At 63.5% G+C, this 12452-nt stretch carries 12 protein-coding genes; 5 read left to right on the forward strand and 7 right to left on the reverse strand.

Annotated features, from left to right (window positions below; all coding sequences use genetic code 11):
* Window positions 1-23: 23 nt before the first annotated feature.
* Window positions 24-1994 (forward strand): 4Fe-4S binding protein, encoded by a 1971-nt coding sequence (locus RAD04_RS33475; protein WP_461627207.1) that lies wholly within the window; start codon window positions 24-26, stop codon window positions 1992-1994.
* A 50-nt stretch (window positions 1995-2044) separates the two neighbouring features.
* On the forward strand, window positions 2045-2344 hold the full coding sequence (locus RAD04_RS33480; protein WP_461627208.1) for a hypothetical protein: 300 nt from the start codon (window positions 2045-2047) through the stop codon (window positions 2342-2344).
* Window positions 2345-2349: 5 nt separating this feature from the next.
* On the opposite strand, the gene RAD04_RS33485 is transcribed toward RAD04_RS33480, so the two are convergent.
* On the reverse strand, window positions 2350-3639 hold the full coding sequence (locus tag RAD04_RS33485; RefSeq protein ID WP_461627209.1) for a c-type cytochrome: 1290 nt from the start codon (window positions 3637-3639) through the stop codon (window positions 2350-2352).
* A gap of 483 nt (window positions 3640-4122) precedes the next feature.
* Here RAD04_RS33485 and RAD04_RS33490 point away from each other — a divergent pair, with 483 nt between their 5' ends.
* From RAD04_RS33490 to RAD04_RS33500, 3 genes are all read left to right on the forward strand, one after another.
* The gene (locus RAD04_RS33490; RefSeq protein ID WP_461627210.1) at window positions 4123-4359 is read left to right on the forward strand and encodes a hypothetical protein; all 237 of its coding nucleotides are present in this window, start codon (window positions 4123-4125) and stop codon (window positions 4357-4359) included.
* A 91-nt stretch (window positions 4360-4450) separates the two neighbouring features.
* Entirely contained in the window at window positions 4451-4573 is a 123-nt protein-coding gene (locus RAD04_RS33495) for a hypothetical protein (protein WP_461627211.1), read from the forward strand.
* Between the two features lie 568 nt (window positions 4574-5141).
* The gene (locus tag RAD04_RS33500; protein ID WP_461627212.1) at window positions 5142-6302 is read left to right on the forward strand and encodes an iron-containing alcohol dehydrogenase; all 1161 of its coding nucleotides are present in this window, start codon (window positions 5142-5144) and stop codon (window positions 6300-6302) included.
* 92 nt (window positions 6303-6394) lie between these two features.
* On the opposite strand, the gene RAD04_RS33505 is transcribed toward RAD04_RS33500, so the two are convergent.
* The 6 genes from RAD04_RS33505 to RAD04_RS33530 all read right to left on the reverse strand — a co-directional run bounded on the left by RAD04_RS33505 (window position 6395) and on the right by RAD04_RS33530 (window position 12441).
* A complete protein-coding gene (locus RAD04_RS33505; RefSeq protein ID WP_461627213.1) occupies window positions 6395-7006 on the reverse strand; it encodes a TetR/AcrR family transcriptional regulator in 612 nt (203 codons plus the stop codon).
* Between the two features lie 116 nt (window positions 7007-7122).
* Window positions 7123-8127 carry an NAD(P)H-dependent flavin oxidoreductase gene (locus tag RAD04_RS33510; protein WP_461627214.1) on the reverse strand — a complete coding sequence of 335 codons (1005 nt, stop codon included), beginning with the start codon at window positions 8125-8127 and terminating at the stop codon, window positions 7123-7125.
* Window positions 8128-8150: 23 nt separating this feature from the next.
* A complete protein-coding gene (locus tag RAD04_RS33515) occupies window positions 8151-9338 on the reverse strand; it encodes an acetyl-CoA C-acyltransferase (protein WP_461627215.1) in 1188 nt (395 codons plus the stop codon).
* A 15-nt stretch (window positions 9339-9353) separates the two neighbouring features.
* Window positions 9354-10484, reverse strand: a complete 1131-nt coding sequence (locus RAD04_RS33520) for an acyl-CoA dehydrogenase family protein (protein ID WP_461627216.1) — start codon at window positions 10482-10484, stop codon at window positions 9354-9356.
* Window positions 10485-10508: 24 nt separating this feature from the next.
* Window positions 10509-11690, reverse strand: a complete 1182-nt coding sequence (locus tag RAD04_RS33525; RefSeq protein WP_461627217.1) for an acyl-CoA dehydrogenase family protein — start codon at window positions 11688-11690, stop codon at window positions 10509-10511.
* Window positions 11691-11703: 13 nt separating this feature from the next.
* A complete protein-coding gene (locus RAD04_RS33530; RefSeq protein ID WP_461627218.1) occupies window positions 11704-12441 on the reverse strand; it encodes an SDR family oxidoreductase in 738 nt (245 codons plus the stop codon).
* Window positions 12442-12452: the final 11 nt, after the last annotated feature.

Consider the following 12452-nt stretch of genomic DNA (forward strand, 5'->3'; position numbering starts at 1 on the left):
TGATCTGCTCGTGCGAAGACACGATGCGTCTTGACGTGGCCACGATCCGGCGAGGATGCCCCAACAGCGAGATCAAAGGCTTTCGCCATCTCTGCGGCGCCGAGCTCGATCACTTCCGTAACGCGGCCGCCGCTGGTGGCGCGCTGACGGTGGCTTGCACGCAGCAGGCGGCGCAGTTTGCTGAGGAGGCCGGCGAACGGCCTGATGCGATCAGCTTCGTCAACATTCGCGAAACCGCCGGATGGTCGCGAGACGGCGCACGGGCCGGTGCGAAAATGGCCGCCCTGCTCGCTTCCGCCTCCATCCCGGCCCCGGGCTATCCGCTCGTCACCTTGTCGAGCGAGGGCGTGGTCCTGGTCTACGGGCGCGATGAGGCTGCGATCGAGGCAGGCCGCTTGCTCGCGGATCACCTCGACGTCACGGTGATGCTAAAGCAACTCGATGAGATGGTGCCACCCGCTGCAACGGTCTTCCCGATCGTGAACGGCACGATTCGCTCCGCGAAGGGACATTTCGGCGCCTTCGAGCTTGCGATCGACGACTATGCCAGGCCCCGCCCCTCCTCGCGCGATAGGTTCGTGCTTGACGCTCTCCGAAACGGAGTGACGTCGCACTGCGATATCGTGCTGGACCTTTCGGGCGGAATGCCACTGTTTCCCGCACACGACCTGCGCGACGGGTATCTCCGCGCCGACCCGAACGATCCCGCCGCGGTGCTGCGCGCCGTGCTGACCGCACGCGACCTCGTCGGCAGCTTCGACAAGCCGAAATATGTCGACGTTACGCCCGGTCTTTGCGCCCATTCGCGCTCGAAGCGTACGGGATGCCATCGCTGCCTCGATCTCTGCCCGACCGGCGCAATCACGCCCGCTGGCGATCATGTCGCTGTTGATCCGAACATCTGCGCGGGCTGCGGGCAATGCGCCGCCGCCTGCCCGACCGGCGCTGCATCTTACACGTTGCCGCCCGCCGATACGCAGCTTCAACGACTTCGCGCCATGCTGCTCGCCTACCACGAAGCCGGCGGCTCCAACGCGGTGCTGCTGTTCCATGACGGCTCGCACGGCACACCGTTGATCGAAGCTCTGGCACGACATGGCGACGGTCTTCCGGCGAATGTGCTTCCCTTCGCCGTCAACGAACTCACGCAGGTCGGGCTGGAAGCGATCGTCGGAGCATTCGCTTATGGCGTAACAGCCGTGCGCTATCTGCTGCGCGCAAAGCCGCGCCACGACATGACCGGACTATCGCAGACGATCGGCATGGCCGATGCGATTCTTGGCGGTCTCGGATTTGACGGCCAGCGCGTCGCCACGATCGAGACCGACGACCCTGACGCGCTCGGCGGCGATCTGACCGGCATCGGCCCGCTTGCGGCGGTCGCAACACCGGCGACCTTCAGAACCGTCGGCAAGCGGCGCGACCTCCTGCGCTTCGGCCTCGGCGAGCTGCATCGTCTCGCGCCAAAGCCGGTGGACGTAATTGCGCTGCCGCAGGGCGCACCAGTCGGCGCGATCAGCGTCGACACGGACGGCTGCACGCTGTGTCTCTCGTGTGTCTCCGCCTGCCCGACCGGCGCGCTGCGCGACGACCCCGAGCGGCCCGTGCTGAAATTCATCGAGGATGCCTGCGTGCAATGCGGCCTGTGCCAGACCACCTGTCCGGAAAAGGTCATCACGCTCAAGCCGCAGATCGATTTCCGCGCCGCCCGCGCTCCCGCCGCAGTCATCAAGGAAGAGGAGCCCGCGCTCTGTGTCCGCTGCGGCACGGCGTTCGGGGTGAAGAGCACGATCGACCGGATCGCCGCCAAGCTCGAGGGGCGTCACTGGATGTATCCCGCCGGCGACAAACGGATCGAGGCGCTCAAGATGTGCGCCGACTGCCGCGTCATCGTCATGAGCGAGCAGCAATTCGATCCGTTCAAGGGCATTCCCGAACGCACGCCGCCGCGAACGACGGACGACTACCTACGTCAGCGCGAGGGCAAGGACTAGACAAGTCCACCAGACATACGCCGGGGCAGGAAACCAGGGGAAGCATCACCATGTCTCGTTTGATCACAGCTCTGTCGACGTGCTTGATCTCCATCGCTTTCGCCGGCGCAGCCGCCGAAGCGGCCGCTCCTCCTCTCACCAAGGCGCAGAAGACCGCCGTGAAGCAAGCAATCGTCGCCTGCAAGGCCGAAGCCAAGGGTAAGAAGGTCGCGTGGCTGTCGCGCCGGAAATACGTCAATCACTGCGTTGCGGAAGCTCTAAAGGAGCACCCCAACATTGACGTCATTCAGATCCTCAAGCTCCATCCGGAGATGAGGGATCTCCCGATCGACAATTGGGACTCGATCTGAGGTCACTATCGCGATGTCGCGCGACCAAGGAAGTCGGTCAGCGCGCGGCGATCCTCGGCTGAACCGATGCGCTGCTCCGGCATCTTGGTGCCGGGGGTATAGGCGTTCGGTCCAACCTCGAACAGCTTTGCGACGGTCTCCGGCGTCCAGACGATGTCCATGGTCTTCAGCGCCTCGGAGAAGCGGTAGCCCGGCAGCGATGCGATCTTACGGCCAAACAATCCGGCAAGCGTCGGGCCTGCGCGCTGGACCTCCTTGTCCGACAGCGTATGACAGGCAACACACGCCCGGAATACGTCGGCGCCATGATCGCCGGCATAGGCAGCGAGCGGATCGGCCGGTGAGCCCATCAGACCTGAGCCGACCGGATCGCCGGTGCGTGCATTCCACCGCCTGATTTTGCCGTCCGCGCCCCCCGTCATCAGCGTCTCGCGATCCGGAAGGAAGGCAGCCGACCACACCGGCAGCCCGGGCCCGACCAGCGTGCGTAGCAGGCCGCGCGACCTGCGATCGATGATCGCAACTGTGCCTCCGATGCCGGCCGCGGCAATCAGCTTGCCGTCGACCGACATCGCTAAGGCCACCACTGGTGTTGGGCCGGCCGATACCTCGCCGCTGACCTTGCCGTCCATGGTCAGCATCCGCAGCATGCCATCGACCGCACCTGTGACGATTTCACCGTCCGGCGCCACGGCCACTGCGTTAAGCGGAGCCGGCAACGTCACGACTTCAGGCTGGCCGTCCGACAACCGCCAGATGCGCAACGTAAGGTCATAGCCGGCGCTGACGAGCGACCTGCCGTCCGGCGTGAAGGCGACGCCGTTGACGTTCTGCGAATGCCCTTCGAGCACGCGCGACACGCCGTCCGACAGCGACCAGAGCCGCACCGTCCGATCCCATGAAGCCGATGCTAGCACCGCACCGTCGGGAGAGACCGCGAGTGCGACGATAGGACCGACGTGTCCCTCGAACACCCGGTCCGGCTGCCGCCGGCCCGCCATCCAGACCGCAATTCGTGCATCGGCACCCGCCGTGACCATGCGGCCGTCGTTCAGAAAGGCGACGGCATTGACCGCATCAGCATGATACCGCAGCACCTCCTCCGCTGTCTCCGCCTTTAGCGACCAGCGAATGGCGGCTGAGTCGAAGCTGCCCGACAAGAGGCCGTCCCCATCGGGGGAAATAGCAAGCGCCCGCACGGGGCCGCCGTGTCCCGCCATGTCGGCGTGCACGGATGATACGGCCAAGATGGCCCACAAGACTGCGGCGCCGCCCGCGCAGAAAGGTAGTCTCATTAACCCTCGCCGCGTCACGTTCACGCTCTCGAGATTGCCAGAAGAGCCGACGGAGATGAATATCCGAACCGATCTATTTGGCTGGTGCCGTCGTGCTCTTGGACGAACCTTGAGGCGCGGCCTGCATTCCAGGCGGACTCTGACCTTGGGGACTTTCGGCGGGCGCGCCACCCGAGCCTGTATTGATTGGGCCCGTCCAGCCTTGCGGCTGTGGTTGGCCCTTCTCCTCGGGAGGGGTTGATGGCGCAGATGAGTTGGTTTGCGCGGGTTGGGCGGAGGCGCTCTGGAAGAAGCAGAGGGCTGCGAAGCACAAGATCGTTGTTGGCAGTTTCACGTCGGATCCTCCGGTGCGTGTACTAAACCGGGCAACGCTGCCTTCCGTTCCTGAGCGTGCATTGCAATAACCTGACTTCGCGCATCCTCCGCTTGAACGCCGGTGGTCCGAAGACTAGTCTCTGGCTGGTCACGTCAAGGACGACTGGCATGCAGGGGCCAACGCGGCCATTTCTGCGGATGATAGCGCGGCTGCGCGCTGTCCGCGCGCTTGATGGGCCGGAAGATCCCCTTTCCCGACAAACCTCGCCCTTCCTGATCCTCGTTGCCATCGTGCTTGCGCTTCTTTTTGCGATATTAGAAGTCGACGTGAATAGCACGGCGCTTCAGTCCCTGGGCTTGATCGGCGATGGCTTTTCCGTCGATCCCATCTTCAAGAGCCCATAAGGTCGCCCGTGCCTTGATGCGATCAACGAGTTTGCTCGCGGCAAGCCGTGTCGTATAAACACCTTGACGTTTCGATCGAAGGAGGCTGCGGATGAAGGCTTTTCTTCTTGGCTGCGTCGCGGCCGTGGTGATCGCGATTGTGGGAATGGTGGTCTTGAATCGGGTCCAGGAGCCCGTCGCCCAAGCGTTTGCGACGACCGGGGTGCGTCTCTGAGACACTCAAATCACGCAGAGCGTTAGGCCCCGTCGGCCGGTGCCATTCTCCACGCTTCCGCGTGCGAAAGAACCCCACGTTCGTCCCGGCTTTCGAGACCGTCGGGGCATCCTGTATCGGCAAGATGACACGCGAGGAGTTCGAGAGCATCGAGCAACTTTCGTGCACAGGCCCTGGCGTTTGCGGCGCAAGGTATATTGCACGCCGAGGGCGTCAACCATCGCAGCGTTCGGCGTCAACTTTTCTCGACTAGCCCCACCCGTTTTTGCCTTTCGGTGCACACGAAGCTGGAGTGCACATGCGTAATGGCATTCACTCAATCGGCATCAGGAAACTGGCGCGTCCGAGCCCGCTGCAAGACATTGATGCGGCTGCGACTTTCCGACTGCGCAAGGGCGCCGAAGGATGGGTGACCGCGAAGTCGGCAAGCCAGGCCAGTGCTTCGCGTGGAACCTGGCGAAGGCCGTAGAACCCCGAGTTCGTGCGATATTTTTGAACCACTATTGAATGATACTCATAATATAAAAGACTATCTCGGCTTCGACAGCAGTTCCGATGGGAGGATAAAATGCGCAGGACTGGTGCACACAATTTTCCGGCAATTGATCGCGTGATCTATGGCAGACCGGCGGCTGAGGCCATCAACGAAGAAGCGGAGCGACTGAAGGCAACGCGCGTCTTCCTTATCGTCAGCCGCACCTTGAACACCAAGACCGACGAGATTGAGAAAATCCGGCATACGCTCGGCGACAAACATGCTGCGACCTTCGACGGAATTGCACAGCACACCACGCGCAAGCAAGCCGCCGAAGTTGCGCTCCACGCCAAGGAAGCGCACGCCGATCTCGTCGTGGCCGTCGGCGGCGGTTCTGCCGTTGACCTCGCCAAGATCGTCATCATGGCGATGGAGCACGATATCCGCGATGAAGCCGGCTTCGATCCGTTCCCCATGGGCCCGGGCGTGAGCCATTCCCCGTTCCGCACGCCTACAGTCCGACAGATCGCCGTGCCGTCAACGCTGAACGGCGGCGAATACAATGCCGCAGCGCTTGTCACCGATGAGCGCAACAAGCTGAAGCAAATATTCTTTCACCCCCACATGATGCCGGTGGCAGTCATCCTCGACCCTGCCCTCACGCTTCATACGCCTTCGAATCTCTGGATGGGATCGGGCACTCGTTCCATGGATCACGGCATCGAAGCATTGTGCTCGCCAGCTGGTACCCCCCTTGCTGACGAAGTGGTTCTGGCGGGTATCCGCACGCTGCGCGATGGAATGCTCCGGACCCTGCAACAACCTGACGATTTCGAGGCGCGCCGCTTGTCTCAATACGGCTCATGGCTTGCGTCCTTTGGACTGCAGGCACGCGTTCCCATGGGCGCAAGCCACGGCATCGGCCACGTGCTTGGTGGGACTTTCGGGGTTCCTCACTACTATTGCACGCCCGTCATCATGCCGAGCCTTCTTCGCTATAACAAGCCGTTCACCGATGACGCGCAGAAGCGTTTGGCGGCAGCTTTGGGTGTTCCCGGTGGGGACGCGGCAGACGCCTTTGCGGAGTTCGTCAGGCAACTTGGACTACCAGGCCGCCTCGCTGAGGTCGGCATCGGCGAAGACAAGTTCGGCAAGATCAGCGAAATCGCGATCAACCATCGCTTCGTCAAAGCCAATCCGCGTCCCTTCAACGACCAAGCCGAAATCGTCGATCTGCTGCGCATGGCTGCGTAGCTGCCATGGCGGCGGCCGATGGTAGAGGCACGGCCGTTTGCCTCCGCCATCGGCCCGCCCCGTCGAGAAGCCAACGTCGGTTAAGCCGTGTCTCAATTGTCGGCCGAATGCGTTCTCTCGCAGTCGCTCGCGACCGGACTGCCCAAAGCCTGCCGTCCGGCCTCCAGCAGGAGGTCGGACAAACGCTTGTCGTCGACCGCACGCGCCAGCACGATCGAACCGACCATGGTCGCAATTGCGCCGGCGGCCGCCTGTCTCACATCCGATGACGGGCTCGCCGATGTCAGCCGCGCAATGATATCGATCATCTTGCCGAGCCCCTGTTCAAGGGTGCGCCGCGCCTCTGGGCCTGACCGCCCGATATCCGCGGCCAAAGCCGGAAGCGCGCAACCGCGTCCCGGATCGTCACGGTGGCGGAGGCTCAGGTAAGACTCGACAAGTGCGTCGAATCCCTTCTCTGCAGGCAGCCCCTGCGTGAGAGCCAACCAATGCATGATCGTTCGATCCATGGCCAGGGCGAGCCCTTCGACGACCAATGCGTCGCGCGATTTGAAGTAGGCGTAGAAGCTGCCATGCGTCAGATTGGCGAGCTTCATCAGGTCGGCCACACTCAGGCCATCGGCGCCGGCCTGGCGCAGACCGCGGGAAGCGCTTTCGACGATGCGTCTGCGGGTATGCTGACCATGGTCCTTTGCGTAACGCATCGCCTGCTCCGGGATAGCACAAGATATTCGCTGATGACGATCCCATCATGACCGGAGCTTCCAGCCCGCGCAGAGACGACGAATGTCGTCTGCAGCGCGGATCGCAAGCCGTGGCTTCACGCGACCTTGAGATTGGCCGCGCTGTCGGCATCAAGGAATCCCGTCAGCCTGCCCCTGATCAATCGCTCCGCGTCCGCCATGATGCGGTCGATCAACTCCTTCACGGTCGGAATATCGTGAATGAGTCCGACGACCATGCCGCAGCTCCAGGCGCCCGCGTCCATGTCGCCGTCGATCATCACCCTGGGATAGACGCCCGCTACCTGATCATGAATGTCGTCGATCTTGAGGCTCTTGCCCTTCTCGCGCTCGATCTCAAGCAGATGCTCGACGCCCTTGTTGTTCAGGACCCGCTCGGTGTTGCGGAGCGCGCGCATAACGAGCCTGGTGTCGAGCTCGGACGCCGCGACCAGGGCCTTCTTGACGTTCTCGTGCACCGGCGCCTCCTTGGTGGCGATGAAGCGCGTCCCCATGTTCATTCCCGCCGCTCCCATCGCCAGCGCCGCAACCAGGCTGCGCGCGTCGGCCATGCCGCCGGATGCCACGAACGGGATCTTTAATTCTTCGGCCGCACGCGGCAGCAGGATCATGTTCGGCATGTCGTCCTCGCCCGGATGACCGCCGCACTCGAAGCCGTCGACGCTGACGGCATCGCAGCCGATCTGTTCGGCCTTCAACGAATGCCGGACCGAGGTGCATTTGTGGATCACCTTGATGCCGCCCGCCTTCAAGGCCGGCATGTATTGTTCAGGGCTGCGCCCGGCCGTCTCGACGATCCTGACGCCGCCTTCCCTGATGGCAGCGATGTACTCCGGATAAGGCGGGGCGCTGAAGGTCGGCAGGAAGGTCAGGTTCACGCCGAACGGCCTGTCCGTCATGTCACGGCACCGCGCGATCTCCTTGGCGAGCAGCTCCGGCGTCCGCTGGGTGAGGCCCGTGATCAAGCCGAGCCCGCCGGCGTTGGATACCGCGGCTGCCATTTCGGCGAAGCCGACATAATGCATTCCGCCCTGGATGATCGGATGCTCGATACCGAATAGTTCAGTAATCGCTGTCTTCACGAATGATCTCCCCGCGTTTCCGCTCAGTGGATGATTTCAAACAAGCCCGCGGCGCCCATGCCACCACCGATGCACATGGTCACCACGCCGTATTTCGCCTTGCGCCGCCGCCCCTCGATCAGGAGGTGGCCGGTGAGCCGCGAGCCGGTCATGCCATAGGGGTGGCCGATCGCGATCGAGCCGCCATTGACGTTGAGCTTATTCGGATCGATGCCGAGCTTGTCGCGGCAATAGATCACCTGCACCGCATACGCCTCGTTGAGCTCCCAGAGATCGATGTCGTCGATCCTCAAACCGTGGCGCTTGAGCAGGCGCGGGATCGCAGCCACCGGGCCGACGCCCATCTCGTCCGGCTCGACCCCGGCGGCGACGAAGCCGCGGAAGATACCGAGCGGCTTCAGCCCCTTGCTGGCTGCAAACTTGCCGCTCGTGATCACACAGGCCGAAGCACCGTCCGAGAGCTGGCTGGCATTGCCCGCGCTGATCGTCTTGCTCTCGAACACCGGCTTGATCTTGGCGAGGCCCTCGGCAGTGGTTTCCGGACGCGGGCCCTCGTCTTTCGTGAGCGTCACCTGTTCGTAGCTGACCTCCTTGGTGTCCTTGTTGACGAGCGCCATCCTGGTCGTGAACGGCACGATTTCATCGCTAAAGCGGCCGGCTTGCAGAGCGGCGCCGACGCGGCGCTGGCATTCGAGGCTGTACTCGTCCTGCTTGTCGCGGCCGATCTTGTACCGCTCGGCAACGACCTCCGCCGTATCGAGCATCGACATGTACATTTCGGGCTTCATCGCCATCAGCTCGTCGTCGACGGCGTGGAATTTGTTCATGTGCTCGTTCTGCACGAGGCTGATCGACTCGATGCCGCCGCCGATGGCGACCTCGACCCCATCAAGCATCACCGACCGCGCGGCAACGGCGATGGCCTGCAGGCCGGACGCGCATTGCCGGTCGATCGTGGTGCCGGCCACCGTCACGGGCAGGCCAGCGCGGATCGCGCCCTTGCGCGCCACATTCATCACCATGGTGCCTTGCTGCATCGCGCAGCCCATCACCACGTCTTCGACCTCGCCCGGCGCGATGCCGGCGCGCTTCACGGCTTCGGCCATCACATGCCCGGCCATGGTCGGGCCGTCCGTGTTGTTGAGCGCGCCGCGATAGGCCTTGCCGACGGCCGTCCGGGCGGTGGAAACAATGACTGCTTCAGTCGTCATGCTGGCCTCTTCTCTTTACGCGGCCGCATCCAGCTGCGCGTAGCGCAGCACGTGGAATGCGGGATCGCCGAACTGGATGTTGATGGAGGAGATTCGTTTGAAATAGTGTCCGACGTTCAGCTCGTCGGTCATTCCCATGCCGCCGTGAAGCTGCACCGCCTGGTCGGCTACGAACTTCCCGGCGTAGCCAATCTTCGACTTAGCCCCGGAGGCGAGCCGCGACAGGCCGGAATCACCGGCGTTGAGACTGAGATTGAGATGCTGCATCAGGGAGAGCGCCTCCTGGTGGGCGATGAACATGTCGACCATGCGATGCTGCAACACCTGGAAGGAGCCGATGGTGGTGCCGAACTGCTTGCGGGTCTTTGAATAGTCCAGCGTCGCGGCATTCAGCTCTCCGATCGCGCCGACGACCTCGGCGCAGAGCGCGCCGATCGCGCGGTCACGACAGGTTTCCAGCGCGGCAACGCCCTCGCCTTCTGCTCCCAGCAATTGCCCGCGGACCTCGCGCAAACTGATCTCGGCGGCGCGGCGTCCGTCGATCGTCTTGAAGCTTTGGAGATTGACGCCCGCGGCATGGCGGTCGACCACGAACAGGCTGACGCCGCCGCGGTCGCGATTGTCGCCGGCGGTCCGCGCCGAGACGATCAGATGATCCGCCCACGGTGCCGCCGTCACCATGGTCTTCTCGCCGCTCAGAACGTAGTCGCCCCCCTCGCGCCGCGCCTTGGTTGCGACATTGGCGAAATCGAACCGGGACGCTCTCTCGGTCCAGGCCAGCGCCCAGATCCTGGAGCCGTCGATGATGCCTGGAATGAATCCCTGCTTCTGCTCGGACGTACCAACCTGCTCGATCAGGCCGCCGGCAAGCACCACCGTTTCGACGAAAGGCTCGACGATGAGGTGACGGCCGAACTCCTGCATGACGATCATGGTCGACAACGGACCGCCGCCGAGGCCGCCGACGTCTTCGGAGAACGGCGCGGCGAGCAGGCCGAGCTCGGCGAAGGCCCTCCACCGCGTCCGACTGAGGCCCTCCTCGCTCGCCACGATCTTGCGCCGCGCCTCGAAATCATACTGGTCGCGCAGAAGGCGCTGAACGCTGGATCGCAGCAACTCCTGTTCTTCCGTGAACTGAATATCCATCCGGTCCTCCCGATCCGCCGCGGCCTAGAGCCCGAGCACGGCTTTGGCGATGATGTTTCGCTGGATCTCGTTGGATCCGCCGTAGATGCTGAGCTTGCGCGCGTTCAGATATTTCTCGGACGCGGTGTGGCCGTAGTCCGGGCCCGGCATGAAGTGGTTGGCGCTGACCGGATGCTCGCGGATGGCAAGACCATAGTTGCCGATCGCGCGGTGCGTGAGCTCGGTGATGTCCTGGAAGATCTCCGTGCCGCGGATCTTGAACAGCGACGCCGCCGGACCGGGATCGATGCCGCGCGCCATCTGGGCGACGACGCGCAGTTCGGTCGCTTCCAGCGCCAGCACGTCGAGTTCGACGCGGGCGATGTCGCGCAGAAATTCCAGATGCGCCGGATCGTCGGCCGGTATCTCGGCCTTCACGATCTGCTTCAGCTTGCGGATATAGCGGGTGGACCGGCCGATGCCCGCCATGCTGGTGCGCTCGTTGCCGAGCAGAAACTTGGCGTACGTCCAGCCCTTGTTCTCCTCGCCGACCAGGTTCTCGACGGGCACGCGGACGTCCTCGAGAAAGACGTCGTTGACCTCATGGCTACCGTCGATCGTGATGATCGGCCGCACGGTGACGCCGGGCGACTTCATGTCGATCAGCAGGAAGGAGATTCCCGATTGCGGCTTCGCATTCGGATCAGTCCGCACCAGGCAAAAGATCCAGTCGGCGTGCTGGGCCAGCGTGGTCCAGGTCTTGTGCCCGTTGACGACGTAGTGGTCGCCCTCGCGCACCGCCTTGGTTCTGACGGTCGCAAGGTCCGAGCCGGAGCCTGGCTCCGAATAGCCCTGGCACCACCAATCCTCGCCGGAGAGAATTCGCGGCAGAAATTTCTTCTTCTGCGCCTCGTTGCCGAACGTGTAGATCACCGGCCCGACCATGGTCACGCTAAAGGCAAGCGGCGGCAGCGTTCCCGCCCGAGAGGTTTCCTGCTCAAAGATGAAGCGCTGTGTGACCGTCCAGCCCGGCCCGCCATACTCCTTGGGCCACAGCGGCGCGATCCAGCCCTTCTTGTGGAGGATCCGGTGCCAGAGCAGTGACTGCTCCTTGGTCAGGTCGGTCTCCGGATTGGGAACGCGCATCTCCGCGGGATAATTGTCCGCGATGAAGGCACGCACTTCATCGCGGAAAGCTGCGTCCTCGGCAGACAGCGCAAGCTCCATCGTAAGAACCTCCTTACCACTTCTCGCCGAAGGGACGGATTTCCAGCTCGAACGTCCACGCGCTCTTCGGCTGCTGATAAAGCTGCCAATAGGACGCAGCGACGGACGACGGCGGCATCAAGAGATCGGGATCGTCGAGCGCATTGGGACCGAGTGCCTCGAGCCGGCGCTGCCGCACCCATTCCGTATCGACGCCGGAATCGATGATGAGATGCGCGACGTGAATGTTCTTGGGGCCGAGCTCGCGCGCCATCGCCTGGGCCACCGCCCGCAGGCCGAACTTCGCGCTGGCAAAGGCGGCATAGCCGCTGCCGCCGCGGAGCGACGCTGTCGCGCCGGTGAAGAAGATCTTGCCCTCGCCGCGAGGCAGCATGAGCCGCGCGGCCTCGCGGCCGGCGAGAAAGCCGGAATAGCAGGCCATCTCCCAGACCTTGCGAAAGACGCGCTCGGTCGTGTCGAGGATCGGAAAGTTGACGTTGGCGCCGATGTTGAAGATGCAGACCTCGAGCGGCGCATGCTTGTCGGCATCGGCGAGGAAGGAGATAACCTCCTCCTCCTTGCGAGCATCCAGCGAGCGTGCATGGATCTCGCCTCCGGCGGCCTCGATCTCTTTGACGAGCGGCTCGAGCTTGGCCCCGTTCCGGCGTCCGGCAAATACCGTGAAGCCCTCCGAGGCGAATTTCTTGGCGATCTCGCCGCCGATATAGTCGCCGGCACCGATCACTGCGACGGTTGCGTTTCTCTTTTGCATGGATCGTCTCC

The sequence above is a fragment of the Bradyrhizobium sp. 25ACV genome (assembly GCF_054863005.1).